General features: G+C 57.4%; 23 protein-coding genes, 1 tRNA gene and 1 other annotated feature. Of the genes, 12 read left to right on the top strand and 12 right to left on the bottom strand.

Annotated elements, in window-relative coordinates; translation table 11 throughout:
* Positions 1-22: 22 nt before the first annotated feature.
* The 9 genes from HPY64_08615 to trmFO all read right to left on the bottom strand — a co-directional run bounded on the left by HPY64_08615 (position 23) and on the right by trmFO (position 9,536).
* The gene (locus HPY64_08615; GenBank protein ID NPV67192.1) at positions 23-781 is read right to left on the bottom strand and encodes an amino acid ABC transporter ATP-binding protein; all 759 of its coding nucleotides are present in this window, start codon (positions 779-781) and stop codon (positions 23-25) included.
* Positions 774-1,613 (bottom strand): amino acid ABC transporter permease, encoded by an 840-nt coding sequence (locus tag HPY64_08610; protein NPV67191.1) that lies wholly within the window; start codon positions 1,611-1,613, stop codon positions 774-776. Before HPY64_08610 ends, HPY64_08615 begins: the two co-directional genes overlap by 8 nt.
* Before the next feature lie 75 nt (positions 1,614-1,688).
* A complete protein-coding gene (locus HPY64_08605) occupies positions 1,689-3,182 on the bottom strand; it encodes a transporter substrate-binding domain-containing protein (protein NPV67190.1) in 1,494 nt (497 codons plus the stop codon).
* Between the two features lie 188 nt (positions 3,183-3,370).
* Positions 3,371-4,180, bottom strand: a complete 810-nt coding sequence (locus tag HPY64_08600; GenBank protein ID NPV67189.1) for a GNAT family N-acetyltransferase — start codon at positions 4,178-4,180, stop codon at positions 3,371-3,373.
* A 50-nt stretch (positions 4,181-4,230) separates the two neighbouring features.
* The gene (locus HPY64_08595) at positions 4,231-5,163 is read right to left on the bottom strand and encodes a hypothetical protein (GenBank protein ID NPV67188.1); all 933 of its coding nucleotides are present in this window, start codon (positions 5,161-5,163) and stop codon (positions 4,231-4,233) included.
* Positions 5,164-5,177: 14 nt separating this feature from the next.
* The gene (locus HPY64_08590) at positions 5,178-5,438 is read right to left on the bottom strand and encodes a hypothetical protein (GenBank protein ID NPV67187.1); all 261 of its coding nucleotides are present in this window, start codon (positions 5,436-5,438) and stop codon (positions 5,178-5,180) included.
* Between the two features lie 21 nt (positions 5,439-5,459).
* The gene (gene hflX / locus HPY64_08585) at positions 5,460-6,821 is read right to left on the bottom strand and encodes a GTPase HflX (GenBank protein ID NPV67186.1); all 1,362 of its coding nucleotides are present in this window, start codon (positions 6,819-6,821) and stop codon (positions 5,460-5,462) included.
* A gap of 75 nt (positions 6,822-6,896) precedes the next feature.
* The gene (locus HPY64_08580; GenBank protein ID NPV67185.1) at positions 6,897-8,120 is read right to left on the bottom strand and encodes a HAMP domain-containing histidine kinase; all 1,224 of its coding nucleotides are present in this window, start codon (positions 8,118-8,120) and stop codon (positions 6,897-6,899) included.
* 78 nt (positions 8,121-8,198) lie between these two features.
* A complete protein-coding gene (gene trmFO, locus HPY64_08575) occupies positions 8,199-9,536 on the bottom strand; it encodes a methylenetetrahydrofolate--tRNA-(uracil(54)-C(5))-methyltransferase (FADH(2)-oxidizing) TrmFO (GenBank protein ID NPV67184.1) in 1,338 nt (445 codons plus the stop codon).
* Between the two features lie 93 nt (positions 9,537-9,629).
* On the opposite strand from trmFO, the gene HPY64_08570 reads away from it, so the two are divergent.
* Positions 9,630-11,117, top strand: coding sequence for an LCP family protein (locus tag HPY64_08570; GenBank protein ID NPV67183.1), 1,488 nt, complete (start codon positions 9,630-9,632; stop codon positions 11,115-11,117).
* Positions 11,118-11,127: 10 nt separating this feature from the next.
* Here the strand turns inward: HPY64_08570 and HPY64_08565 are convergent, their stop codons facing one another.
* Both HPY64_08565 and HPY64_08560 read right to left on the bottom strand, forming a co-directional pair.
* Positions 11,128-12,384, bottom strand: coding sequence for a tetratricopeptide repeat protein (locus tag HPY64_08565; GenBank protein ID NPV67182.1), 1,257 nt, complete (start codon positions 12,382-12,384; stop codon positions 11,128-11,130).
* 129 nt (positions 12,385-12,513) lie between these two features.
* Positions 12,514-12,595: transfer RNA gene (locus HPY64_08560), tRNA-Leu, on the bottom strand.
* Positions 12,596-12,902: 307 nt separating this feature from the next.
* Here HPY64_08560 and plsX point away from each other — a divergent pair.
* From plsX to HPY64_08525, 7 genes are all read left to right on the top strand, one after another.
* The gene (gene plsX / locus HPY64_08555) at positions 12,903-13,937 is read left to right on the top strand and encodes a phosphate acyltransferase PlsX (protein ID NPV67181.1); all 1,035 of its coding nucleotides are present in this window, start codon (positions 12,903-12,905) and stop codon (positions 13,935-13,937) included.
* 26 nt (positions 13,938-13,963) lie between these two features.
* Entirely contained in the window at positions 13,964-15,223 is a 1,260-nt protein-coding gene (fabF, locus tag HPY64_08550) for a beta-ketoacyl-ACP synthase II (protein NPV67180.1), read from the top strand.
* A 232-nt stretch (positions 15,224-15,455) separates the two neighbouring features.
* Complete coding sequence (locus HPY64_08545) at positions 15,456-16,523, top strand: ABC transporter substrate-binding protein (GenBank protein ID NPV67179.1); 1,068 nt, start codon at positions 15,456-15,458, stop codon at positions 16,521-16,523.
* A 77-nt stretch (positions 16,524-16,600) separates the two neighbouring features.
* Positions 16,601-17,374: an ABC transporter ATP-binding protein gene (locus HPY64_08540; protein NPV67178.1), complete on the top strand. Its 774-nt coding sequence runs from the start codon at positions 16,601-16,603 to the stop codon at positions 17,372-17,374.
* Positions 17,374-18,177 (top strand): ABC transporter permease, encoded by an 804-nt coding sequence (locus HPY64_08535; GenBank protein NPV67177.1) that lies wholly within the window; start codon positions 17,374-17,376, stop codon positions 18,175-18,177. The genes HPY64_08540 and HPY64_08535 overlap by 1 nt, the downstream gene beginning before the upstream one ends.
* Positions 18,178-18,184: 7 nt before the next feature.
* Positions 18,185-18,889: a ubiquinone/menaquinone biosynthesis methyltransferase gene (locus HPY64_08530; GenBank protein ID NPV67176.1), complete on the top strand. Its 705-nt coding sequence runs from the start codon at positions 18,185-18,187 to the stop codon at positions 18,887-18,889.
* A gap of 69 nt (positions 18,890-18,958) precedes the next feature.
* A complete protein-coding gene (locus HPY64_08525; GenBank protein ID NPV67175.1) occupies positions 18,959-20,053 on the top strand; it encodes a hypothetical protein in 1,095 nt (364 codons plus the stop codon).
* Positions 20,054-20,065: 12 nt separating this feature from the next.
* On the opposite strand, the gene HPY64_08520 is transcribed toward HPY64_08525, so the two are convergent.
* The gene (locus HPY64_08520) at positions 20,066-21,703 is read right to left on the bottom strand and encodes a response regulator (protein ID NPV67174.1); all 1,638 of its coding nucleotides are present in this window, start codon (positions 21,701-21,703) and stop codon (positions 20,066-20,068) included.
* 187 nt (positions 21,704-21,890) lie between these two features.
* Here HPY64_08520 and HPY64_08515 point away from each other — a divergent pair, with 187 nt between their 5' ends.
* From HPY64_08515 to HPY64_08500, 4 genes are read left to right on the top strand one after another with little or no spacing between them, the layout of a single operon-like run.
* On the top strand, positions 21,891-23,111 hold the full coding sequence (locus HPY64_08515) for a S41 family peptidase (GenBank protein NPV67173.1): 1,221 nt from the start codon (positions 21,891-21,893) through the stop codon (positions 23,109-23,111).
* Between the two features lie 12 nt (positions 23,112-23,123).
* Positions 23,124-24,395, top strand: coding sequence for a S41 family peptidase (locus tag HPY64_08510; protein NPV67172.1), 1,272 nt, complete (start codon positions 23,124-23,126; stop codon positions 24,393-24,395).
* A complete protein-coding gene (gene smpB, locus HPY64_08505; GenBank protein NPV67171.1) occupies positions 24,385-24,864 on the top strand; it encodes an SsrA-binding protein SmpB in 480 nt (159 codons plus the stop codon). Before HPY64_08510 ends, smpB begins: the two co-directional genes overlap by 11 nt.
* Positions 24,865-24,882: 18 nt before the next feature.
* Positions 24,883-25,695, top strand: a complete 813-nt coding sequence (locus tag HPY64_08500; GenBank protein NPV67170.1) for a hypothetical protein — start codon at positions 24,883-24,885, stop codon at positions 25,693-25,695.
* Between the two features lie 121 nt (positions 25,696-25,816).
* Positions 25,817-26,046 (top strand) — a binding site (T-box leader).
* The last annotated feature ends 28 nt before the right edge of the window (positions 26,047-26,074 follow it).

The raw sequence follows: 26,074 nt of genomic DNA, 5'->3' as shown, positions 1-26,074 counted from the left end.
TGTAGGTGGCTTGTTGTATGGCTCAGTGGGCCAGGATGCGGCTCAGGAATTGCCGGGTGCGGTCGTGCTCTGGCGCGCTGAAGAGCTTCTCTGGTGTGGTTTCCTCAATCTTTTCACCGTTATCCATGAACACAATCCGATCGGCAGCGGCTCTGGCGAAACCCATCTCGTGGGTTACGACCACCATAGTCATGCCTTCCTTGGCCAGTTGCAGCATGACATCCAGAACCTCTTTGATCATCTCCGGGTCCAGGGCCGATGTTGGCTCGTCGAACAACATGATCTTCGGGTTCATGGCCAGCGCACGCGCGATCGCTACGCGCTGTTGCTGCCCGCCTGAGAGTTGCGCCGGGTAACTTTCGGCTTTTTCCGGAATGCCGACCTTCTGCAGGTTTTCCATGGCAATCCGGCGCGCTTCCTCCTTACTGCGTTTACGCACCACCCGCTGCGCCAACATGATGTTTTCCAGCACGGTGTAATTGGGAAATAGGTTGAAGAGCTGAAACACCATGCCGATCTCTTCACGCACCTTGTTGATGTCGGTCTGGCGATGTGTCAGGTGAATGCCATCGATCCAGATGTCGCCGCTGTCTATGGCTTCCAGGTGGTTGATGCAGCGCAGCAAAGTGCTCTTACCGGAGCCACTGGGGCCAATGATGACAACTACCTCACCGCGCTTTACCCGCAGGCTGACACCCCGCACAGCCTGAACCGGGCCAAACGCCTTATAGATGTTCTCCAGGATGATAATGTCATCGCTCGGCGCAGGTTTGTCACTCATTGGGAGACATCCTTCGTTCCAGATATCGGACACTGCGGGTCAGTAGGAGAGTCATCGCAAGATACAGGAAGGCCGCAACATTCAACGGCTGGAAGGTGGTGAATGTACGGTTACGGTGCTGACGGCTGAGATGCGTGATTTCACCTACCGCCAGCGCCGACGCCAGAGACGTGTCCTTGAGCATGGCAATAAAGTCGTTGCCGAGCGGGGGCAGCACGGTCCGAATCGCCTGCGGTAGGATCACGTAACGCATCGCCTGGCGGTAAGACATACCGAGCGAGCGTGCTGCTTCCATCTGCCCCTTATCGATAGACTCGATTCCGGCCCGGAAGACCTCGGCCTCAAATGCGCCGTACGCCAGCGCCAGCCCGAAGATGACGCGGGTATGCATCTCAACGTCACGGATCGAGAAGCCAAACCCCGCTGCTGTCAGGCCATCAACAAACAGAGGGAAAATCACAAAAGTTACGTACAGAAGCTGCACCAGAATCGGTACGCCACGGATGGTTTCCACATAGAACGTGGCGATATTGTATAGAATCGGGTTGGTTGAGACTCTGGCCAGCCCTGCCAGCAGGCCGATGACCAGCGAAAGGGCAAACGACGTCACGGTCAGGAACAATGTCATTTGCACACCCGGCCAGATGTAGTCGAAGGCGTCACGATAAGAGGGATCAAAATAGATCGCCAGGACTATCAAAATGCCGAGGATAACCACCACATAAGCCCAGAGGACCTTGGGATTGACCATGCGGCGCCAACGATCAGGAACTCTGGCATGTTGTTGTACCTTACTCTGTGCCACAATCGCCTCCTGTTTCGCGTACTGCATCAGGGTTCGCCAGCGGGCGGGAAGGGCAATGAGGTTACCCCCCTGCCCTTCCCTGTCCTCGAAAGTTCGATGACTCTACTCTGCAGGCTCGAACCACCGCGCATACAGGATGGCGAAGGTACCATCCACGCGCATTGAGCGCAGCGCCGCGTTCACCGGCTCAATCAACGCCGAGCCTGGCTGGAAGATGAAGCCCAGCGCCTCAGAAGTGAAAGGCTCGCCGACGAACTTGAGCCGCCCGGGGTTGTTGTTGATGAACCCGATGCCGGCAACGGTATCGATGACAACTGCGTCAGCATCGCCGCTGAGCAATGCCTGGACAGCCACGCCGAAATCTTCATAGCTATCTACACGCTCTGGCCCCAGCAGCTCAATAGCGGCGAGTTCGTTCGTGGTGCCCTGCTGGACAGCGGCACGGAGTTCGGGATTAGCGGCGAACTCCTCGGCATCGGCAAAGCGATCTTCATCAGCTACGGCCAGCAAGGCCTGCCCGTAGTACATGTAGGGTTCAGAGAAGGCGACAATCTTCGCTCGCTCTTCCGTGATGGTGATGCCATCCGCCGCAACGTCGAATTCTCCTGCGCTGGCAGCCTCAAAGAGGCCGTCCCAGGCCCACTCTTCCATGACCGGCACGCAGTTGATGCGGATACAAATCTCCTGCCAGGCGTCGTAGTCCCAGCCTTCGGGTTCTCCGTTTTCGCCGATGTAGTTGAACGGTGGATAGGCGTTCTCTACTGCGACAACAACTTCGCGCCCACCCAGGTCGGGCAGCACTTCTGGTTCCTTACCCGGTTCGAACCACTTTTGATACAGCGCCCACAGTGTCCCATCGCGACGCATCGACCACAGGGCGGCGTTGACCGGCTCCACCAGGTCTGATCCGGGTTGGAAGATAAAGCCCAGTAATTCGCTGGTGAACGGCTCGCCGACGAACTTGAGCTGGTCGGGATTCTGGGTGATGAAGCCGATACCGGCTACCGTGTCGATGACGACCGCATCGGCATCTTCGCTGAGCAGCGCCTGCACAGCCACGCCAAAGTCCTCGTAGCTATCCACGCGCTCTGGCCCAACCAGATCAATGGCCGCGAGTTCATTCGTTGTGCCCTGCTGTACAGCAGCTCGCAGCGAGGGATCGGCGGCAAACTCATCTGCGTTAGCAAAACGATCCTCATCAGCGCGCGCCAGCAACGTCTGGCCGTACTCCATATAGGGATCAGAGAAAGCGACAATCTTCGCTCGCTCTTCCGTGATGGTGATGCCATCGGCGGCAACATCGAATTCGCCTGCGCCGGCTGCTTCAAACAGGCCGTCCCAGGCCCATTCCTCCATGACTGACACACAGTTCAGCCGCAGGCAGATTTCCTGCCAGACGTCATAATCCCAGCCGGCCGGTTGCCCATCTTGACCGATGAAATTGAACGGTGGGTAGGCGTTTTCGACAGCGACAACCACTTCCCGCCCTTCTAGGTCAGGGAGTTCTGGCCCCTGGGCTACCGCCGCCGATAGCGATGCAAGGAGCAGAGCGACTACCAACAATCCGGTTAGCCAGGCTTTACGGTCTACGAACATGGAATTCCTCCTTTTGGACCAAGAAAACTATAGTCGCGCAGCTATGACGCTTGGACGCTTGAGTGCTCACCCAATTTAATGCAGCCTCCTTTCCCGGATGTTTGATGCAGTCTCTGCCATCCGATTTCACCAGACAACAACACTATTCTTGCGGGTAAGCTTCCGATGTGCAAAGCCCAGATGCAGCCTTATGTTGCCATGCGGAGGATATAGTAGCAGTGCACAGGGCAGCTCTGGCTTCTGACAAAGCCTTCCACGACATAACCCATAGCGAAGAGCCTGTGAAATACCTGGCGCGTGGCCATCCGCCAGGCAAGTGCATGTGACAGACTCTGCCCATGCGCCTGACTAATCCGCTCAGGTATCTCAACTGCCACCGTTGTCTCACCAGCAGGCCACGTTATCTGACCAGGCTCACCGCTGGCAGTCTGCACCAGCACTGGTGTCACGCCATCCATGTCTAGCGCCAGCGCTGCACCTGCTGCACAGCGCCAAACTCGTTCAGTGCTGAGCCACCAGCGCACCTCAAACCGATCGGTAGGCAGCCCTCGATTCAGGTCATCGTCAACTTCGCCATAGAAATCATCAAGATAGCGGTTGCAGATGCAACCAAGGACTGCGATGTTGAAGTTGGCATTCTTCGCCTGAAGCGGATCATAAGTCCAGCCAATGCAATTATACCCTTGCTCCAGCGCCCAGTCCCGCTGTAACCACTTCAATTGTCGCCCAATCCCCCTGCCCTGATAGGCTGGCAACACGCCAGTTGCATGAGACCACAGTAGCAGTTCGCCCTCAAGTACGGCGGGAAAAGCCAGGGCGAATCCCACAAGCTGTGAGCCGTCAAAGGCGCCAAGCAGCAATCCGCCGGCATGATTGATGGCATGGAGAACATGAGCAGGGATCGCGTCGCGATCACTTGCTCCCCAGACTTGCCCATGCAGATCCACCGTTTGCTCGATTTCACTTGAAGTAATTATAGGTCGATAGTCTATCTGCATATATGGCGATTCCGTGCAAAGAGTCAGCCTGAAGCCTTATCGGTATTGCACTAAAGCGAGCTTCGCACAACAGCCATAGCCGATTGAAGCAGTGGGTGAACTTCGCGCTCGAGGCACAGATGCTGTACCTGCTCAGGGGTTAGCACACCCTCTTCTGTCACTACACCGCACACTGCTGACCAGGGGGTTAGATCAAAATACCGATTTTGCACGCGGACACCGCCAGGCACTTCCGGCCAGACCTCACTGGCTGCACGTTCGTGAATGGGCTGCTCCCCCAACGCAGCCGGCCAGACTCTGGCAAGATCCGCCAGGAAGTAGCATGGGACGCCCAGTGTTCGAGCGCAAACTGCGATCCCCGCGCTGCCGATTTTCGAGACCACGCCGGTCAGGGTCAGACTATCAGCACCCAACAGGACGATGCCAGCAGTGATCAGGTTGGCGTACGCTGCTGCATCGATAGTTACTGTTACCTCAATTCCTGCTGCATTCAAGCGCTCAGATAGTTGGCGGCCTTCATACAGAGGCCGTGATTCCGTGACAATAGCGCGGAGGGCACATCCCTGCTTTGTGGCTCGTAGCAGAGCTTCAGTTACAGTCGAACTAGCCGAATGCGTCATGACTGCTGTATCAGGCGCGATCAACGCCGCTGCTAGACGGGAACAACTCTGTTGGCTCTTGGCCAGGTTTTCCCGGAAGAGCTTTAATTGAGCGCGGAGTTGCTGTCTGGTTTCCTCAAGGGTACTGGCTGAATCTAACGCGAAAAAGGTCTGATTGAACAGCGTCACCAGCGACGCCATGCCACTCTGCGCTGTCAGGATTTGCTGGGCAATGGTCTGCAACAACCCTGTCAGCGCCTGGAGAGAGGTGGATGTATCCTCATCAAGAAACGCTGACAGCGCCTCTGCTGTGGCCAAAGCAAGGCCTGTGGCGCCAGTTGTGTGATCGAGCATGATGGCTGCCAGTTGTTCCTGCCAGGTCATGGGGATTCTGCGATCTACCCCTTGCCTAATGGTTCTGCCAGCAATACACCGAGCAACGCAATGATGATGGCAAGATGCAGGACGATTATCCCGGCCAGCAGCAACCCCTTGAGCGCAGTAAGCACAGCTACTATCTGGATGCCGAGGCTGACAAGAACCAGTAGGATGCCCAGCACAATCGGCGCACCGCGATAGTTTGCCAGCCGCCCGGCGAAGAAGCTGATCAGGCGTCCCAGACGTTGGGATCGGTTGAGTCGTTCAGCAAGCTTTTGCATCTTGGTTGTCTTTTTCAGGGGTTACGGACTACGATGCGATATTTCCTGTACAACATCAACAGCGCTAAGGCGGGCGAGCGTTTCCAGAGTTACCTGAGCAGTGAGTATCACACCATCTTCCGTGTGTTCTTCACGCAGCACAACGCCATGTTTGTGCACATAGGAAACCAGATCGCCGCGTGCATAGGGAATGAGCACACGGATGGTTTTCATGCTGAGTGTGAGAACACGTTCAATTTCCTTGATTAACACATCAAGTCCCGTGCCGGTGATGGCTGACAGCGGTACCACGGCTTCGTATTCGGCGGTGGTGTAGGTATCGATTTCAGGAGGAGGAGCGCCTTTGCCCAGCAGATCGATTTTGTTCAGAACCAGAATTCGAGGAACAGGAGGTAGGTCCAGTTCAGCCAGTGTATCCTCGACTGCTTCAATCTGTTGTGCCACATTGGGGTGACTGGCATCGGCAACATGTAGGATCAAGCTCGCCTCCGCGATCTCTTCCAGCGTAGCCCGAAACGCCGCTACAAGCGTGGTAGGTAACTTTTGGATGAATCCCACAGTATCTGAGCAGAGAATTTCTTTGCCACCTGGTAGCGTGATACGGCGCATGATGGGGTCCAGCGTGGCAAATAGCTTATCCGCTGTGTAAGTATCAGCTGCTGTCAGCGCGTTCAGGAGTGTGGATTTGCCGGCATTGGTGTACCCTACCAGTGCAACAACGGGGATGCCAGCCTCCTGTCGTTGCTGGCGATGCCGGCTGCGATGGGCGCGCACTGCTTCCAGCTCTTTCTTCAGCTGGGTAATCCGGCGACTGATTTCGCGGCGGTCAACTTCCAGTTGCGTCTCACCCGGGCCGCGCAGACCGACACCACCACCTCCGGCCCTTGCCGCACCGCCGCCAGTCTGCCGGGCTAGATGGGTCCACTGGCGCGTCAGCCGCGGTAAGCGATATTCGTGCTGGGCCAGTTCCACCTGCAGCGCCCCCTCCCGAGTCTGGGCATGCTGGGCGAAGATGTCCAGGATCAGCGCGGAGCGATCGATCACCTTGATCTGCTCGCCAAATACCTTTTCCAGCTCTCGCAGGTGGCGCGGGTTCAGTTCATCATCGAAGATGATTACTGTTGCTCCTGAGGCTGCCACCGCTTCCCGAATTTCCTCCAGTTTGCCAGAGCCGATCAGGGTAGCCGGATGGGGCCTGTCCAGTTGCTGGTATGTGCGCCCAACCACTTTAATATTGGCGGTAGCTGCCAGAAGGCTTAACTCATCCAGGGAGTCTTCCACATCAAGGAGTGGCCGGCTGCCCTTGATATGCACACCTACAAGAAAGCCCTTTTCTTCCTGCTGTTTGCCATCAGTGTCATGCCCATCGTGCAAATCAGTCATGCAGTTCTCAGTACCTTTTCTATTGGGCGCTGCGCCATGCCACTGGCCTCACCGGAGGGCTTTGCACCGCGGCGTCTACCAGTCTGCCGCGGCGTTTTCTTCGCCGGGAACTCGGATCGCCTCCGGCGGGGAATCGCGCATGGGGACCATGATGTGAAATGTGCTGCCCGGCAGTTTTTGCTCGTCATAGCCCGGACTTTCCGCCCAGATCGTTCCGCCATGTGCCTCGATGATACCCCTTGCGATCGCCAGGCCCAGGCCTGGTCCCCCGCCCCTGAACTTGTACTTGCCGCTGGAGTGCAGCGCGACATCGCCAATCGAACTGAACTTCTCAAAGATACGCTGTAGATCCTCCGGATCAATTCCGATGCCTGTATCCTGAATGATGATCTCGGTGAACCCCGGCAGGCTGCGGCCATGAATCCGGACGTGCCCCCCATCCGGCGTGTACTTGATAGCGTTTGACCCAACCTTGTAAAGGACCTGTAGTAGCCTTTCCGGGTCGGCATATGTTGGTTCCCGGGGAACCGAGTCGCGGTCAATGTGAAGGGACAGCGTCCGATTCTTGAGCAGTTTTGCCAGCTCGAATTCCAGAATTTCCAGTAAATGACTTAGCCACACAGGCTGGTAGTGAAGGTTGAGCAGGCGCATCTCAATCATCGACACGTCAATCATATCCTGAATGATCTCGCGCAGCCGCGTGGTCCCAGCGGAAATACCCTCCAGCAACAGCGCCAGGCGCTGGGCATTCTCTCCTGGGACTTCAGCACGGAGTATATCGGTATATCCTTCGATCAGGGTGAGCGGCGTCTTTAACTCATGAGCTGCTACTGCGATGAAGTCCGACTTGCTCTTGTTCAGGCGCTCTACGTTTAGCAGGGCGCGGTTTAGCTCCGCCCGCGTATCCTGCAGCAAGGCTTCAGTTTCCAGCTTCACGAGGTAGGCAGCCGCCCCTGTGAAAACATGCTCAAGGTCAGTCAGCCATTGGACAAGACGATCCGGTGGTGCAGCAGCACACAGGGTTTCCCAGGTCACCTGTTTCAGTGTTTCCAGTACAGGTAGCAAGCCTGTCAGATCGTCATCATCAGTAGGCGCACTGCGTGCTTCAACCCAATCTAGCAGAATCAGGTTCAGCGGCAGAGGACTGTCCTGACGCATGGTGCGCAACAAGCCATCGTAAAATGCTTCAGTGGCTTCAATGACAGTGGCGCGCAGGCTCTCGCTCTGAGCAAGCCTTCTTGAGGCCGTCTCAACCAGTGTGGCGAGGTTATCTTGCAGCCAGTCAACCAGTTCAGTCATGGCCCGCACTTTCCCGTGTGAACTGCGGCGTAGTCCACAACTATTATAGACCAGGCTGCGCCGGCTTACTTCAGGTGTTCAGGGCGTCAGGTCGCTGTTCAGTGCATTCAGGCTACGCTCAAGTGCGGCGCGGGCACGTACTGCATAAGCTTCGTACCGGGCGCGTTTGTGCTTGATCGGCGCTTCAAGGGCGGGCAAGAGGCCAAAATTGGCCTTCATCGGTTGAAAGTCCCGGGGACTGGCATGCGCGACGTAGTGGCACAGCGCACCAAGCATCGTCTCCTCCGGCAACGTCAGTACTGGCTCACCTTTGAGAAGGCGGGCGGCATTGATTCCTGCCAGCAGGCCGGTACCAATGTTGCCTACGTAACCTTCTACACCGGTGATCTGGCCGGCGAAGAACAGGTCCTGCCGGTCGCGAGACTGCATGGTTGGCAACAGCACACGAGGAGCGTTCAGATACGTGTTGCGGTGCATTTGCCCATAGCGGGCAAATTCAGCGCTACCCAGACCAGGGATCATGCGGAAGATGCGCTTCTGTTCCCCCCATAGCAGGTTGGTCTGGAATCCCACCATATTGTAGAGGGAACCGGCCAGGTTATCCTGGCGCAACTGCAGGACGGCATAAGGTCGCTTGCCAGTGCGCGGATCGATCACTCCGATGGGGCGCATCGGGCCAAAAGCCAGTGCGTCATCCCCGCGACTGGCCAGTTGTTCCACCGGGAGACAGCCTTCAAAGAAGTGCGGATCTTCACGCTCAAAATCGTGCAGGGCGATGGTTTCCGCCGTTTTCAGCTCGTTAACAAAGCGGCGGTATTCCTCCTCAGTGAGGGGACAGTTGATGTAGTCGCCTTCCTCCTGAACGCCACGGTTATAGCGACTGGCGCGAAAGGCAATGTTCATATCGATGCTGCTGGCATAGATCAGCGGCGCAATGGCATCATAGAAATAGAGATATTCATCGCCGACCAGCTGAGCAATTTCCGCGGCTAGCGCAGGTGCGGTCAGTGGACCAGTGGCGATAATACATGGTTGGTCAGGAATGTGCGTGATCTCTTCCCTGATGACCGTGATCTGGGGATGTTCTGTAACCGTCCTGGTCACCAGACTGGCGAAAGCGGTTCGATCGACCGCCAGCGCTCCACCAGCAGGCACAGCAGTCTGATCCGCGCAACGGAGCAACAGCGACCCCAACTTTCTTAGTTCAGCCTTGAGGAGTCCCGAAGCACGATCCGGCAAATCCGACCCCAGAGAGTTACTGCAGACCAGCTCTGCCAGCATATCGGTGGTATGGGCGGGGGTGGTTCTGTGCGGTCGCATCTCGTACAGGCGTACTGTGATACCCGCCTCAGCTGCCTGCCAGGCCGCTTCTGTGCCAGCCAAACCACCACCAATGACAACCAGCTCTTCTTTCATCTTTGACCCGACCGCTGCTACAATGATCGCCGGTTAGGGAGTTCATTCTATCGCGGGCCTGATGCCTGCGCCAAATACCGGCACACGCACAATATGGCAAATGATCCTTCTGTTTCGCAGCGGCGCTATCACCCCCTGATCTACATAGCGCCGATCGTGTTTCTGCTGGCGCTGCTCGGCGGCAGCTGGCTGGTAGCGCAGAGTGTTGTAAGCGCTAGGGCGGGTGAAGCGCGCCGGGTCGCTTTTGCAGCAACGGCCACCTCGCTAGCGCTTCCGACAGCATCATTCCCCCCTACTCCACCCCAGACGATCGCACCGACGTTGGTCTTGCCAGCAACTGCTGTTATCCCGACTGTCGAAGACCTTCATATCCTTGCCACGCCTGTGCCGCAGATCACTCTCCCGCCAGATGCGCCACCGCCAATGAGCCTGCTCCCGCAGCACTATCATTACGATCTGGTGAACTTTCTTGTTCTGGGGAGCGATCGCCTTGAGACGACCGGCTCATACCGGACAGACGTCATGGTTATTGTATCGGTTAACCGCACGACACAGACGGTGAACCTGTTGTCTATCCCCCGCGATCTGTATGTGTATATTCCCGGCTGGGGTATGGATCGTATCAACACCGCGGAGTTGCACCAGCTACAGACGAAATACTCCAGCCACCGGCTGGGCTTGCTGGCGGAAACAATCGAATACAACTTGGGCATCCGCATCGATCACTTTGCCCGTGTCGATTTCACGGGATTCAAGGCACTGGTCGATTTGCTGGGCGGCATCACCGTGCCAGTTGACTGTCTGGTATCGGGGTATCGATTGGCTTCCAATGGCGTTGACTGGGTTCCCTTCCATCTTGAACCAGGCATTCATCACATGGATGGTTCGCTGGCTCTGTGGTACGTCCGCCAGCGCATGGACAGCAGTGATTTTGAGCGCAACAGGCGGCAGCAGATTGTTCTGCGTGCGCTCTGGCGTCAGGCTGTGAGCAGCGATCTGCCGCGCAACCTGCCAGTGATCTGGGATACCCTCAGGCAATCGCTGGAAACAGATGTGACGTTGGACCAGGCGCTGGCGTTTGTCCCGCTGGTATTGGGGCTGGATGCAGGCCGGGTTGAGAGCCACTTTTTAGGCCTGGACGAAGTCAACCTCTGGCGGACGCCGAACGGTGCCAGTGTCCTGGTCATTGATCCGGAGCCATTTGCCCGGACACTGAACCGCTTTCTGACTCCACCTGTCGAAAACCACCTCAACGGTGAACGGGCAACGGTGAGCGTGCTGAACGCATCCGGCTTGAACGGTGCCGACCTGCTCGCCGCCGCGCAGCTTGAGTGGGCTGGTTTGCTGGCTTTCCCACAGGGACCGAGCAGCGCGCCTTTTGCGCAAACGGTGGTCTACGATCACACTGGACAGGTCAAGGAAAGCAGTCGGGGGGCTATCCAGGCGGCGCTGGGGTTATCAGCCGCTGACATCCTGCTGGCGACCGATAGCGCTGTAACTACCGATTTCACTGTAGTAGTTGGGGCCGATTATCAGTCCTGTCAGACTTCGCCCTGGAAACCCTTCTCTCAGCCGGAATGATTCCGGCGCATCAGATATTGGCGCTTAGTTCCTCGGCAAAGCGCAAGTACGTTTCAATGCGGTCTCGGTCTTCAGCATGGGCAGGAGCGAGGCTGACCGCCTTCTTGTAGGCATTAACCGCTGCAGCGAATTGCTCCAGGGCAAAGTATGCGTTTCCCAGTAGATGGAATACGCGGTAATCCGTGATCTCCTGGTTTTCCTCCGCCAGCGCCTGGATCATGCGCTCGATGGTGGCGATAGTCTTTTCGTAAGCACGGAGCCGATAGTGACAGCGGGCAATCTGATAATACACGGATGCCTGCCAGGGATGATACGGATTGAAGTTCAGGGCGCTGGTGTAGGCTTCAATAGCTGAATCATACCGTTCCAACCGGAACAGCATATCCCCCAGCAATTCGTTGGCCCGTGACCAGGTTACGTCTACGCCAAGCGGCTTCTTCCCCAGTTGGAGGAATTGCTGGATGTGATAGACCGCCTCAGCTTCCTGGCCGGGCATATTAGCTAGAATCTCTCCTAGGGTAAGGTGGGCGTCCTGTTGCCCTCCACGCATTTCTGCACCCAGCCCTGCCATAATCTGCAGTGCCTGTTCTGCAGCCGCCAGAGCCTCGTCCAGCTTTCCCTGCTCCTTTAGCGCCCTGCTGCGCAAGAGATGCAGTTGCCCCAGCCAGCTTTCCGGTTCGCCGGGCGGATAGGTAACAGCAGCCCTATCCAGGAAGGACAGCGCAGCCGCTGGGTCGCGGCGATCGAAGAGGTGGATGAAGCCCAGGCGTTCGTAGCATAGCGCGGTCAGGGCATTCACTCGGCTGGGTTTGAGGAGCGCCTCCTGCAGGCAGCGACTGCCAGCCTCTGTGTCACCGGCGGACAGCAGGACACGAGCTTTCTGGTACAGTACCCAGCCGCTGTTGGGGTAGTCCGGATATTTGGTCAATACCTGCTCATACAGGGTGAGCGCCTGCTCAGCGTCTGCCCGGTCTGCGAATCCGACCGGCGAAAGCTCAAACCGGGCGAAGTAGGCATCCCCGAGCAACTCTAGCACCTCAGGTGAATCGGCATATTCGGGAACCAGGGCGCGGGCAGTCTGGATATCCTCAAGGGCGTCATCAGGGTACTGCCCGATCAGCCGGGCGCGGGCACGCCGGAGCAATAGCTCGGCCCGCACATCCGACGGTGGTTCCGCCCGCAGTTGCTTGGCAATAGCTACCTCGGCCTTCTTAATCTCGCGGGCAGCCAGCAGATCGTCGATCTGTTTGAGCAGACTGTTGCTCATTGTCGTTTGCACCCCACTGATGGCATTCCCGGCAGCAATGCACCCTGCTGCTGATTTTGCAGGGTGTTACCTGACAACGCAAGCAACAAAAAACAGCCCGGCGTCGACCGCCTGAGCTGTTTGCGCTAATGCCCTGGAGAGGACTCGAACCTCCACGCCCAAAGGGCACAGGCCCTCAACCTGCCGCGTATGCCAATTCCGCCACCAGGGCAAACCACTTTGGATTATACCTGTGGAATTGTCGGAGTCAATGGTTTCGCAATGTATCGAATGCAGTTGAAATGCGAATTGGCTATGCGCTGTGCCTCATCCCTCAGCTGCACTCTGTGCAGATTCCCCCTTCTCCATTTGAATGGCTGGCGGACGTCCGGACAACCCTGCGTCCAGTCTCAACCGAAACAGATACCTAGCGGTTTCGCTTACTGGTTCACTACGGCAGCATGGTACAATGCGAGCAGATATGCGGTTTGTTCGCCGATGCAGGCAGCACGTTTGACCCACAGAAAAGTGAGGTAGCGATGCGTATAGTTGTCGATGCCATGGGCAGCGATAACCGTCCTGTTCCCGATGTCGCGGGGGCAGTAGCCGCTGCTCGCGAGTTCTCCGATACAATCATTCTGGTCGGAGATCAGGCGCGAATTGAGGAGCAACTTCGTCAACATGACACCCGTGGCCTTTCCATCGAGGTTGTCCCAGCTGAGCAGGAAGTTGTAATGACGGACACACCGAGCGTGGTGGCCCGCAGCAAACCCCGGTCTTCCATGCATTTAGGGATGAATCTGGTCAAAGCTGGCCAGGCTGATGCGTTTGTGACCTGTGGTAATACCGGCGCCGCCCTGGCGATCGCCACCCTACGCACGTTACATCGCATTCCTGGTGTGTTACGCCCGGCGTTGACAACACTGTTGACGATTGGCGGACGGCGCTGGATTCTGGTGGATATCGGCGCCAATGCCGACTGCAAGCCGGAATGGCTTCTGCAATTTGCTGTGATGGGGAGTATCTATGCGGAACGCGCTATGGGGCTTCGTGCTCCCCGCGTGGCGTTACTCTCGAACGGCGAAGAAGAAGGCAAAGGCAACCTCTTGATCAAGGATGCCGCCAAGCTTCTCGAAGCGAGCAGTCTCAACTATGTTGGCAATGTGGAACCCAAAGAGATGCTGGCCGGCGCAGCTGAAGTGGTCGTCATGGATGGCTTCGTGGGCAATATCACTATCAAGTCGCTGGAGGCTATGGGCGATCTCCTCTTCAAACTGATCAAGGCGGAATTGGCCGGCGACCTGCGCTCAAAGCTGAGCGGCCTGCTGGGCCGGCCAGCGTTTCGACGAGTCTATCGTCAGGTTGACCCGTTTGAAGTTGGTGGCGCACCTCTTTTGGGGGTGAATGGTGTTGTTATTATTGGTCACGGGCGCTCCACAGCAGTTGCCGTCAAGAATGCTGTTCGGCAGGCCAGACAGGCAGTTGCCGGCCAGATCATTGACGCCATCCGCGAGGGAGTGGCTGCCTATCAGGTGAGCAGTCAGGCCGAGCACTTCTCAGCAGAAGAGGGGTAACTCCGGCACGAAATCGGGAGAACGATATGGAACTCTTGCGTAATGGCCGCAGGCGTGTGGTTATCACAGGGTTAGGGGCGTTAACCCCGCTTGGGACTGTCAAAAGCTTCTGGGAGAACCTCAAGGCGGGTCGCTCCGGCATCCGGCGGATCCGTAGTTTTGACCCTTCCCATCTCAACGTCCAGATTGCCGGTGAGGTTGACTTTGACCCTACGGAATACATCAACTTCAAAGAAGCCCGGCGGATGGCAAGATCATCCCAGATGGCTCAGGTTGCGGCGCGGATGGCGCTGGAAGACGCTGGACTGACTCACGAAGATATCGCCGCTATCAGTGAACGCACCGGTGTTGTTATCGGAACGGGGTTAGGCGGCCATGAGGTGATTGAGCAGAGTACGTACCGCTACAAATCCAGCGAGTATCGCTTCAAGCCAAGTCCGTTCAGCCTGATCAATGGCCTGCCCAACATGCCAGCCCACTATGTCAGCCGCGAATTGAATGCGACCGGTCCCCTGTCCTGCCAGACTACCGCCTGTGCTGCGGGGACGCAGAGTATTGGCGATGGTGCGGAGCTAATCCGGACTAACCGTGCTGATGTGGTTTTCGCGGGCGGTGTTGAAGCGCTGGTTGTCGACTACGCGATCGCCGGTTTCGAGGCCATGACAGTGCTGGCGACTGGCTACAACGACATGCCGGAGAAGGCCAGCCGCCCATTTGACGCCAACCGTTGTGGCTTTGTCTTTAGCGAAGGGGCCGCTGTCCTCGTTCTGGAGTCTCTGGAGCATGCCCTCAAACGGGGAGCGCGCATCCTGGCTGAGGTACTGGGACACGCCTCGTCCTCGGACGCCTATCATGTGGCGGCTATCGATCCAGAAGGCATGGGCGCCCAGCGAGTGATGCGCTGGGCCATTGAAGACGCCCATATCCCTTTGGATATGATCGATTACATTAATGCGCATGGCACCGGCACCCAGGCCAATGATGCCATCGAGACCCATGCTATCAAGCGTGTATTTGGCGAACAGGCCTATAACCTGGCCGTCAGTTCAACCAAGAGCATGATCGGCCACTGCCTCGGTGGCGCCGGGGCTGTTGAGGCCGTTGCCTGTGTAATGTCGCTGGTGGATCAGGTCATCCATCCGACGATCAACTACGAGACGCCTGACCCAGCCTGTGACTTGGACTACGTGCCCAATGAGGCGCGGAGCGCCCGTCTGCGCGCTGTCCTGTCCAACAGCTTTGGCTTGGGTGGTCAGAATGCGGCGCTGGTGCTGGGGGCGTTCTGATCGCGTCGGCACGCCTCTTTGCTGACACAACACGGTGAGCAACAGGACGGTTTGCTCACCGTGTTCTTATCTGCCGAAATTGCGGACAGTTCTGCGCCGCGCTAGAATGGACTTCGATTGTATCATTTAGAACAATTCGAAAGCATTGAATACTCACCAGCATGGTCGGAGTGCTCGCACACACTTCTGGCTACGAACATTCCAGTGCTTGCAACGTCGTAAGGAGAACCTTATGCGGAAGCTATTCATCCTGTTGTTCCTGGGCCTGTTTCTGCTCCTCATTGCACTAGCTGGCTGTGGCGCCCCCCAGACAGCAGTGACTGAGACCTCTCCTGCTCTTACCCCAACGGCGGAAGAGTCGGTTCCTACTGAAGCGGCGGTGGAAGGTGGCGCGGATACTGTGGCAGCCGCTGGCGGAGCAGCCGATCTTCGCGTTGCCTACATCCCGGTTCTGGATGTTCTGCCCTTCTTTATCGCTCAGCAGAATGGTTACTTTGCTGAGGAAGGCGTCACGGTGGAGTTTGTCCCCGCCAGTAGCGCGCTGGAACGCGAGCAACTGCTGGTCTCCGGTGATGTGGACGGCATGCTGACCGATGTTATTGGCCCGGCTATCACAAACGCGGCAGCCGAACTGTCGGTTCGCATCGTGGCGACAGCCCGCCGTGCCAGCGAGAATGCCCCCCTGTTCCGTATCCTGGCTGCGCCAGGAAGCAACATCAAGACCCCTGCTGACCTGGCTGGCGTCGCCATTGGCATCAGCGAGAACACGGTGATTCAGTATCTGGCAGATCGCCTGCTGCGCGGCGCCGGTCTTTCTACGGGCGATATTGTCTATGAATCAGTACCTGCCATCCCGACCCGCTTCAATCTCATGATGGAAGGCCAGCTTGGAGCGGCGGTTCTGCCCGATCCTCTGGCTACTGCGGCAATGCAGGCGGGCGCCATCAACGTGCTGGATGACACCGCTCTAGCCGGTCAGCAGCTCAGCCAGAGTGTGCTTAGCTTCAGCAACATCGTACTCGAGCAAAAGCCGGAGGCTATCCGTGCCTTCCTGAGGGCCTGGAACCGGGCGGTTGAGGCGCTCAATGCTGATCCGGATAGCTATCGTCAGCTCTGGCTGGATAACATTAGCGTTCCGGAAAGCGTGCAGAACACGTACGAAATCCCGCCCTTTCCGCTTGGTGAAATCACCAGCGAGAGCGTCTGGGACGACGTCAATGACTGGCTCCTTGAGCGCGGGATTATTGCGCAGCCAGCGCCCTACGCGACCAGCGTTGACCCCAGTTTCCTGCCTGAATAGGCCCCAAACACTATGGCGTTGCCCCGCCGGACACCTCTCGCTTTCCCGGCGGGGTAACCCATCTGACGCTGCTGCCCATGATCCAGGTTACCGATCTAGTCTTCCGCTATCCAACTGGTGTCACGATATTCGACAGTTTCACCTGGCACGTCGGGCACGGCGAATCCTGGGCGATTATTGGGCCTTCGGGATGTGGCAAGAGCACGCTGCTCTACCTTATCGCGGGGCTGCGCTTTCCTATCTCCGGCACCGTGCGAGTTGGCGGCCAGATCATCACCAGGCCACGCCCGGAAACAGGGCTGATCCTGCAAGACTATGGTCTGCTGCCCTGGGCAACAATCCGGCATAATGTTGAACTGGGGCTGCGCATCCGGCGGTTTTACGGCCCGGATGGCAAGCATGCCCCGCGCGACTATGACCCGCGTAACGCAGAGGCGCGAACGCAACACTGGCTGGAGCGCTTGAACATTGCCGATCAGGCTGACAAATATCCCGGCCAGGTTTCTGGTGGTCAACGCCAGCGTGCAGCCATTGCCCGCACGCTTGTCCTGGAACCGGATTTACTCCTGATGGATGAACCGTTTTCGTCGCTGGATGCGCTTACTCGTGAGGATCTGCAGAACCTGGTCATGCGGCTCCAGCAGGAGACTGGGATCGCTACTGTCATCGTGACCCATAACATCGAGGAAGCCGTATTCATGGGGCGCAACATTCTGGTGCTGACGATGCCGCCTAACGGTGCGCCCACCACCGTGGTAGCTAATCCGGAGGCCGGGACGTTGCACTACCGCAATTCCGCCCTTTTCCTGAGCCGGACAAATCAGATTCGTCGCATGCTGGGGCTTGCCTGATGCGTTGGACTTGGCGTAGCACACTATGGGGTGTGGGGATTTTCCTGATCGGCTGGGTTCTGCTGGCTGCTGTGGTGAACCGGCCGATTTTGCCGTATCCATGGCAGGTGCTTCCAGTGTTTGTGGAGAAGTTCTTTGTGCCTGCGAGCGCTGGCAGCCCCGTGGTCCCGGATTTTTACCTGCCCATACCGCTGGGCGAACTCGGGCAGCACTTCCTGGTAAGCGCCGTACGGGTCTTGACCGCGATTGTCGTGGCAGTGTTCTTCGCAGCACCGATTGGGCTGGAGCTGGGGCAAATCCAGTCGCTTAATCAGTTGTTCTCGCCGTTGATTGGCCTGCTGCACCCTATCCCAAAGATTGTGTTTCTGCCCGTTATTCTGGTGCTGTTTGGCTCAGGCGATGGAGCCAAAATACTGCTGATTGCGCTGGTCTTGTTCTTCCAGATCCTGATCGTTGTGCGCGACGAAGCCGCCGGTTTGCGACCGGAGTTGATCTACTCAGTGCGCAGTCTGGGAGCTGGCCGACGTGCTTTGTTCCGTTTTGTGTATATTCCTGCCTCAATCCCTGCCATTTTGACGGCACTCCGCATATCAGTTGGTACTGCTATTGCCGTGTTGTTTATTGCCGAGACGTACGCCACGCGCAGCGGACTCGGCTATTACATCGTCGTACGGACTTGGCAGGCGTTACGCTATCCGGAAATGTATGCCGGGATCATGGCCATGGCGCTACTGGGACTGGTATTGTATTTTGTGATTGATGCCCTGGAACGCCACTTCAATCGCTGGCGTGGTGTGGAGTAAAAGCGCTATGGCAAATCTACAGGGGGAGGCACGCGCACGATACGTTCAGGCGATGTTCGGGCGAATTGCAGCCCGCTATGACCGGATGAACCGCCTGATGACTTTTGGACAGGATATGCGCTGGCGGCGATTCGTTATCGAGAAAGCAGCGCTCCCGCCTGATGGCCGCCTGCTCGACCTGGCGACAGGTACCGGCGACATTGCCTTCGCAGCGCTGGCGCTGGCTCCCACGTTGACTGTCGTTGGCGCCGATTTCTCTTTGCCTATGATGCGGGTGGGCCAACGGCGTGCCCAGGGTCATCGGATCCACTGGTGTCAGACAGATGCTCTCGCCCTACCCTACCCCGCTGACACCTTCGATGCTGTGGTATCCGGTTACCTGTTGCGGAATGTGATAGATCTCCCGGCATGTCTGGCCGAGCAAGTCCGGGTGACCCGGCCAGGCGGAATGGTGGTGGCGCTGGATACTACGCCGCCGCCACGCAATGCCCTGCGCCCTCTGCTGCTGTTTTACCTGCGCCATGTGATTCCACTACTGGGGCGCCTCATAGCTGGTGCATCAGATGCCTACACATACCTGCCAGATAGTACAAGGTCGTTCAAGGAACCGCAGGAACTGGCCGACCTGATGACAGGTGCCGGCCTCCTGAATGTCCGGTACAAAACATTCATGTTTGGTACAATGGCTGTACACTGGGGGCAAAAACCCTGATCACCACTGGCTCCTGCCGGGTGCATCTCGATGGCGTGCATTTTTGCAGCAGGAGTATAATCCTGGTTGATGGCTCTATCCGCGGTGGGGGAGCAGATGCAAATGACAGACGCCTTCCAGGACAAATTACAGCAAGCTTATGAACTGATCCGGCAAAATCAGCTTGAAGAAGCGCGGGCGATCCTCCAGCCGATCCTGATGAGCCAGCCGAGTGCTGATGCCTGGTGGTTGTGGGCTAATGCCGTGACCAATCCAGAAGATGCTCGCCATGCGCTATCGAAGGTGCTTGATCTTGACCCTGGTTACCAGCCTGCCCTTCAGCAACTTGAGAAGCTTAACCAGCTTTATCCTCCCTTGCCGGAGGTAGAGGCCGGTGCCATTGGATACGGCGCTGCTGCTACCGCTGAGTTTGAGAGCGTTGCTCCTGCCCCGGTTACAGAGCCGGACTTCCTCACTGAATCAGTGGCTGAGCAGCCCGCGGATATGCTCTTTGATGATACCCGTGCGGATGTGCTCATTCACAGCTTTGAGCGAGACACAGAAGCCGGGAGCCAGGAACTGGCTGCGCTTGAAACCACCGAATGGTCGGCCACGCGCGGTGTAGAAGAGGCTGCCGCTGTCGCGCCCAAGGTGACCGCGGAAAAGGCACCCCGACGCACGCTCATACTCCGGCGTGTGTTGTTGACTCTTCTGGTGGTTGTCGTGGCTGTGGGTGGGGTGCTTCTGGTGCAGAACACTCGCCAGCAAGGACAGATGCCGGCGACTGAGGTTCCGATGGTTGCCCAGCTGGCTCTGGAGCCTTCCAGTGCGGTACAAGCGGTACTGGACGCAGCTCAGGCGGCAGCCAATGCCGCGACTGCTCAACTGGGTGGGCCAGCTGCTGTCAGTTTTGAGGCGTGGGACAATGTGCCAACTTTGTTGCTTCGCGTCTGCCGGCCGGTAGGACGCGATATCCCTGCCGCGCTGGATGCCGCGATGGGGCTTGCTGCCCGGTATGGTGTCTCAGCCCAGGAGGAAATTGCCGCGGTTGGCGCCATACTGATCGATTGTGAACGGGATGATACCCTGCTCGGCGCTATGACCTCGATTGATCACGCCGCCGCCTACGCTGGGCAAACACTGGAGCAGACCGCTTTCCGTGCGACCTGGTTGTTGCTCAATTGATGCCGGTTGTGGCTATGGTTGTCGATAGGCGGGCAACCTGACTGTGAATGTGGAGCCGTGATTCTCCCGGCTCCTGACTTCGATCCGTCCACCGTGCCCTTCAACGATGCCGTAGCTGACCGCCAGACCCAGGCCGGTGCCATCCACTTTGGTTGAAAAGAACGGGTCAAAAATCTTGGGCATATCATGCTCTGGGATGCCAATACCTGTGTCAGTTACTGAAATGAGGACTTCGCTTTCGAGCTGTTCGACCCTGACCCACAGGGTTCCTCCAGCGGGCATCGCCTCCTGAGCATTAAGGAGCAGGTTCAAAACCACCTGTTTGAACTGGTCTTCATTGATCTGCACGGGTGCTGTGCTGTTGATCTCGGTGACTAGTTTGATGTTGGAACGCTCAAGCTGGCGGTCAACCAGGCGCAACACTGAACGGACAGCCTCGCCAACCTCAAGCGGCCTGAGGTCACTCGAACCCCGCCGGGAGAAATCCAGTAACTGGCTGACGATCCGCCGGATTCGTTCGACGTCTTGTTCAGCCACAGTCAACAACTCTCTGTCCACCGGTCTGTGCGCGTCAATATCCTCGATAGCCAGTTCGAGACAGTTGCGGATCGCCTGTAGCGGATTGTTGACTTCGTGCGCAATGCCTGCTGCAAGGCGGCCAAGAGAAGCCAGTTTCTCCGAACGGATTAGCTGGGACTGTGCGGCCCGCAATTCCGCCGTTCGCTCCGCAACCATGTTTTCCAGGTTAAGGGCATAGTAACGCAGTTCGGCATAGAGTTCGGCATTTCGGATGGCCAGTGCCGCCTGACCGGTAATAGACTCCAGCAGGCGAAGGTGCCCCTCATCATAACAGCCCGGTGTCTCATACCCAAGCGCAATGAGTCCCAGGAGTTCGCCATGGTGGACAATGCGGGTGCCGATCAGCGAGCGGCAACCTTCAAATAAAGGATCTCTCTGCAGCATGTCGGCGATATGCACTGAGGATTCGGCCTGCAGCAGCCAGCCCAGAATGGATTCAGTGTGATCGACTAGCGCCTGGATATCAGCTTTCTTGTAGGCGCTGTTGTGGTGTAACGCTCGCCAATCGGTCACCTGCAATTGCTGATCAAGCAGACAGAAGGCAACCTGACACGCCGGCAATTCAGCCGCACACACGGAAACGATCAAATCCAGGAGATCGTCCAGCTTGAGACGCTGGTTGAATTCGTGGCCTACCCGTACCAGCGCTTCAAGCTCTTTGTTCCGGCGTTCCAGGTCTTCTTCCAGCTGGCGGGCGCGAATCTTGCTTCTCGCCCGTGCCAGTAGTTCCTGGGGATTAAACGGCTTCAGAACGTAATCATCCGCTCCCAGCCCAAGCCCCCGGACAATGTCGGTGGGTTCTTTAGCTGCGGCGCTGATGAAGATTGTGGGGATACGCGCTGTTGGCTTGCTCTGGCGCAGCTGTTTGATGACCTCGAAGCCGTTTAAGCCGGGCATCATCACATCCATTAGAATAAGTTCGGGCTGCAGGTCCACCGCTCTTTGCAGCGCGGACATGCCATCTGATACTGCCTCTACCTGAAATCCATCGTGCTCAAACAGACGTTTGAGCAACTGCACCATGTTCTCCTCGTCATCAGCGATCAGGATCAGGCCCTTTGTAGCATCCATAGATGGCGCCTCGCCAGTGCATTAATGCTCCGATAAATCCACCTATGACGCTACCCAAAAAATCTCGGCCAGGCAAGTGTTCTTCTCCGCTGAAGCATTGTCCTGCACACAGGGTCGTTTATCCCGATACTCTGTGCTAGAATTCGAAACTGCGCGGGGTGCTTTCGAGATAGTCGGGTATGGGCTTATGGGTTCTCGTGGCTCAGGTTGGGTTGCGTTATGGGTACTGCCGATCCTGAAGGGAGTTGTAATTGGCATTACGCTGTTGGCCGCTTTCGTAGCAGGTTTCTTCTTGCGCGGTAGCCTGTTGCCTGCTACGTCCGGAGGTCTGGCGCTCGCCGATCCCCCTGAGCAATACGCGCTTCTGCAGGAAGTGCAGGGGTTGCTTGAACGCTATTACCTGCGAGAACTTCCGGAGCAGCGGACGCTTGAGTATGCAGCAATTCGAGGCGCACTGAACGCCCTTAATGACCCTTACACGTTGTTCAATGATCCCCCTGTGACCCGCAACGAGTCTGATGCGTTAGCCGGACAATACGGCGGAATCGGCGTTGACGTGCAATATGCGGCTGAGGGGAGCTACGTGTTGTATCCCTATCCCGACAGCCCTGCCCTGGCTGCCGGGGTGGAGGAAGGCGATATTCTGCTGGCTATCAACGGCCAGGCGGTTACGCCGGGCACACGTCTTGACGAAATAGTCCGTGCTCTGCGCGGTGAGGTCAAAGAAGGCAATGGTGTTGACATCCGTGTTCGCAAACGCGAAAACAACGTGGAAGTCACTTACACCGTCCTATTTGCGATCATCACGGTACCCTCCGTTATCTGGCGCACCCTGATCGAAGACCCCCGGATCGGGTACGTCCAGATCAAGAGCTTCACCAGTCGTACTCCTGAGGAGTTGCGCCAGGCGTTCGATGAACTCTTGGCGCTGCGGGTGAAGGCACTGGTTCTTGATCTGCGCAATAACGCTGGCGGCCTGCTTAAGGAGGCTATTGACACCGCTGACGAAATCCTGAATGACGGTGTCATTGTCATCGAAAAGACACGGGAGGCCGAACGCACGTATACAGCCGGCGATGGCGGGTTGGATGTTGCTTTGCCGATGATAGTTCTGGTCAATCAGGGTACGGCCAGCGCCGCTGAACTGGTCGCCGGGGCGTTGCAGGATAATGACCGTGCAACTGTTATTGGCCAACGCACGTTTGGCAAAGGATCGGTACAGCTGATCTTCCCGCTATCCGATGGTTCCTCTGTCCACATCACCTCCGCCGAATGGCTGACACCGGACCGTACCCCATTGAATCGACAGGGGCTGGAACCCGATATCAGCATGATCCCCGCCGAAGACGGGCGCGACGTTGAGCTGGACGAAGCTATCCGGCAGCTTCAGTCCCGGATTGCAGAATAAAGGTTTAGCGGTATGAATAACGCCAGATCATCCAAGCCATCCGACACCGAGGTTCTGGAGCTACCACGTCTGGGCAGCCGCCGGGAGATTATTGCCATTGTGCTGGCACTGGTCGTTGTGGCGACGGGTGGGTTTTTCGCCGGCTTTGTGGCTGGGACCGGCAGTGTTTCGGCGGATGTCGCTGTTCAGCGCGGCCCGGAGGGATTCGATGTCTTCTGGGAAGTCTGGGACTATGTGGAAAGCGAATTCTACTATGATGTCCCGGATACTGTCGAACGGACCTACGGCGCCATCAGGGGAATGCTGGAAACGCTGGGTGATGTTCACACAGCGTTTGTTCAGCCCAGCATTGCCGAAGTTGAGCGTGAAAATATTGAAGGTGTCTTCGGCGGTATTGGCGCCTATGTCAACCTGAACGAGTACGGCCAGCTTTACATCGCCTATCCCTTCCCTGATCAACCGGCAAGCCGGGCAGGATTGCAGGTAGGCGACATTGTCCTGAGCGCTGATGGCCAATCGCTGGAGAATCTGACTCTGGCCGAGGGCACTGCTCTGATTCGTGGACCTCTGGGGACAACGGTGCGGCTGCGAATCTTCCGACCGCAAACTGGCGAGATCTTTGAGGTTGATGTTGAGCGGGCCGAAATCCAGATTCCAACGGTTCGCGCTGAGATGCTTGAGGGCAAGATCGCCTATGCGGCGCTGTTCCGCTTCAATGGTGTCGCAACCCGGCAACTGGAAGCCGAGCTAACCCGTTTGCTTGCTCAGAATCCGCGCGCGCTGATTCTGGACTTACGCGGCAATCCGGGCGGGTTGCTGGATGAAGCAATCAGTGTCAGCGATCTGTTTTTACCGCAGGGTATTGTAGCGATCCAGCGCACCACTCTCCTCAAGGAACCACGTGTGTTCTACTCGGACACTGGTGATGTGGCTGAAGATATCCCGCTGGTGGTGTTAATTGACCGCGGTAGCGCCAGCGCCTCTGAGATCGTAGCTGGTGCGATCCGTGACCGTGAGCGCGGGGTGCTTGTCGGCCTGCCTACGTTTGGCAAAGGCTCGGTGCAACTCGTGCATGATCTTTCCGACGGCTCGCAGCTTCGTATCACCTATGGCGCTTGGTACACCCCTGACGAGATCGCCTTGAACAGCACGGGCATTTCGCCGGATATTCCGGTTGAGTTGCCTGCCGATGGCTTCGGCCCTGCCGATGATCCCTGGCTGGCAGCGGCTATTGAGTATATCGATGCAACGTATCCAGTGGTGACAGAAAGCAATGACTCCTAAAAAGGTAGATGATGGCCGGCTAATTATTGCCACTAACCGCAAGGCCCGTCATGACTACTTCCTAGAAGATACATTCGAGGCGGGTCTGGTGCTGGTTGGCTCAGAGATCAAATCTATCCGCGCCCGGCATGTCAACTTGCGGGATGGCTATGTGCAGATCAAGGGCGGCGAGTTGTGGCTGCTCAATACCCATATTGCCGATTACAAACAGGCCGGGCCTTACCACGGCCACGACCCCCTGCGTCCTCGCAAGCTACTGATGCATCGCAAGGAGATTAACCGGCTGGCGACAAAGATCCAGGAGAAAGGTTATACCCTGATTCCGGTAACGCTTTATCTCAAGCGTGGCAGAGCCAAGGTGGAAATCGCCCTGGCGCGCGGCAAGAAGCAATATGACAAGCGTGAGGCTATCGCCCGGCGGGATAGCCAGCGCCAGATCGACCGTGTGCTGCGAGAACGAGGCCGGTAACCACGCTCAGCCCGTCCTATGGAGATCGCCCCGTATCCGCCACTGGTGTGGCCCCGTTCCATCCGGGGGATCAATGATTTGCCGGAAGCGCAAAAACATGCCATCTACCGGACATTGCTGGCGCCGTGGCTATATTCCCGCTTCCGTATTGATCCGCAAACCCTGACCCAGGACGGTCAGCCAGTGGTGAGCATGAACTGCCCTGCTGGCAGCCGCGCTATGGAGATGAGTGTCTGGCACAGACCCGGCGCGGAAGATCCGGTCATGTACATCAACATGGTCGATACGTTCAACAACCAGTTGCTGGTCCTGCTGGTTGTGATCAACAACCCCGATTCACCGCGCTTTCCAATTGACCGGGATGCTGATGGTATGCCCACTTTCCTAGGAACACGTGGACGCAATATTTCGGCGGAAGTCGCCGCGTTGCAGGCCGGACTCGCTCCGGGACAGGTGCGTGCCGGCCTGCGCAGTGGTCGTTCCGTTGTCCCGCTCTTTGAGCAGTTCGTGCACAATATGGGGCACGAACTATTCCTGGTCGAGCCGCTGGCGTACCATAATGCTATCAACTTCGAACGATACGGATTCAATTACCTCTCTGGCAGGCAGGAAATGGAACGGATCCACAGGGAGTTCCAGCCCGGCGGTGAATTGTATCGCCGGCTGGATGGTTCGACCCCGTTTCGGCACCCTGATGCCTGGCGAACGGTACGTGGGCGCTCCTGGGCCATTCATGATGGCGTTCTGGGGCGTCCCTTCACCGGTTTTCACATGTACAAGCGTATCGGCGTTCATGCCGGCATCAATACGTTTCCTGACGCTACCTGGTAGTCTCGCCGCCGGCTGTGCCCATAATCACCTGTGGCGGATCAGGCGAGCACCAGATCGGGAGGCGAAAAGCCATTGACGCTGCTTGAATCGCCATGCTATACTGAACAGAAATTGCATACCGTTAGCAACCGAGATGGAGAGGAGTAAGCGGTCAACGTCTCCGCAGAAAGGTGGGTCACCGGCTGAAAGCCCACCGGGATGGTCCCGCTGAACGTCGCTCCGGAGTTGAAATGCTGAACTCTGTTTGGCAGTAGGCATTTCCGGGTCAGCCCGTTATCGCTCAAAGCGCCGTCAGGTCATCTGCACGGAAGCAAGGTGGTACCACGGAAGGTCTGGCCTTTCGCCCTTGGGGGCGAAAGGCTTTTTTTCTGGCACGGCA

It is taken from the genome of Anaerolineae bacterium (genome assembly GCA_013178165.1).
Classification (GTDB): Bacteria; Chloroflexota; Anaerolineae; order Aggregatilineales; family Ch27; genus Ch27.
The sequence above is the reverse complement of the archived record's forward strand: the minus strand, read 5'-3'. Positions and strand labels throughout refer to the sequence as shown.

Bases quoted from the DNA above. Each gene is read 5' to 3' on its own strand.
- HPY64_08615 (NPV67192.1), bottom strand. From the start codon at position 781: ATGAGTGACAAACCTGCGCCGAGCGATGACATTATCATCCTGGAGAAC.
- HPY64_08610 (NPV67191.1), bottom strand. From the start codon at position 1,613: ATGCAGTACGCGAAACAGGAGGCGATTGTGGCACAGAGTAAGGTACAA.
- HPY64_08605 (NPV67190.1), bottom strand. From the start codon at position 3,182: ATGTTCGTAGACCGTAAAGCCTGGCTAACCGGATTGTTGGTAGTCGCT.
- HPY64_08600 (NPV67189.1), bottom strand. From the start codon at position 4,180: ATGCAGATAGACTATCGACCTATAATTACTTCAAGTGAAATCGAGCAA.
- HPY64_08595 (NPV67188.1), bottom strand. From the start codon at position 5,163: ATGACCTGGCAGGAACAACTGGCAGCCATCATGCTCGATCACACAACT.
- HPY64_08590 (NPV67187.1), bottom strand. From the start codon at position 5,438: ATGCAAAAGCTTGCTGAACGACTCAACCGATCCCAACGTCTGGGACGC.
- hflX (NPV67186.1), bottom strand. From the start codon at position 6,821: ATGACTGATTTGCACGATGGGCATGACACTGATGGCAAACAGCAGGAA.
- HPY64_08580 (NPV67185.1), bottom strand. From the start codon at position 8,120: ATGACTGAACTGGTTGACTGGCTGCAAGATAACCTCGCCACACTGGTT.
- trmFO (NPV67184.1), bottom strand. From the start codon at position 9,536: ATGAAAGAAGAGCTGGTTGTCATTGGTGGTGGTTTGGCTGGCACAGAA.
- HPY64_08570 (NPV67183.1), top strand. From the start codon at position 9,630: ATGGCAAATGATCCTTCTGTTTCGCAGCGGCGCTATCACCCCCTGATC.
- HPY64_08565 (NPV67182.1), bottom strand. From the start codon at position 12,384: ATGAGCAACAGTCTGCTCAAACAGATCGACGATCTGCTGGCTGCCCGC.
- plsX (NPV67181.1), top strand. From the start codon at position 12,903: ATGCGTATAGTTGTCGATGCCATGGGCAGCGATAACCGTCCTGTTCCC.
- fabF (NPV67180.1), top strand. From the start codon at position 13,964: ATGGAACTCTTGCGTAATGGCCGCAGGCGTGTGGTTATCACAGGGTTA.
- HPY64_08545 (NPV67179.1), top strand. From the start codon at position 15,456: ATGCGGAAGCTATTCATCCTGTTGTTCCTGGGCCTGTTTCTGCTCCTC.
- HPY64_08540 (NPV67178.1), top strand. From the start codon at position 16,601: ATGATCCAGGTTACCGATCTAGTCTTCCGCTATCCAACTGGTGTCACG.
- HPY64_08535 (NPV67177.1), top strand. From the start codon at position 17,374: ATGCGTTGGACTTGGCGTAGCACACTATGGGGTGTGGGGATTTTCCTG.
- HPY64_08530 (NPV67176.1), top strand. From the start codon at position 18,185: ATGGCAAATCTACAGGGGGAGGCACGCGCACGATACGTTCAGGCGATG.
- HPY64_08525 (NPV67175.1), top strand. From the start codon at position 18,959: ATGGCTCTATCCGCGGTGGGGGAGCAGATGCAAATGACAGACGCCTTC.
- HPY64_08520 (NPV67174.1), bottom strand. From the start codon at position 21,703: ATGGATGCTACAAAGGGCCTGATCCTGATCGCTGATGACGAGGAGAAC.
- HPY64_08515 (NPV67173.1), top strand. From the start codon at position 21,891: ATGGGTTCTCGTGGCTCAGGTTGGGTTGCGTTATGGGTACTGCCGATC.
- HPY64_08510 (NPV67172.1), top strand. From the start codon at position 23,124: ATGAATAACGCCAGATCATCCAAGCCATCCGACACCGAGGTTCTGGAG.
- smpB (NPV67171.1), top strand. From the start codon at position 24,385: ATGACTCCTAAAAAGGTAGATGATGGCCGGCTAATTATTGCCACTAAC.
- HPY64_08500 (NPV67170.1), top strand. From the start codon at position 24,883: ATGGAGATCGCCCCGTATCCGCCACTGGTGTGGCCCCGTTCCATCCGG.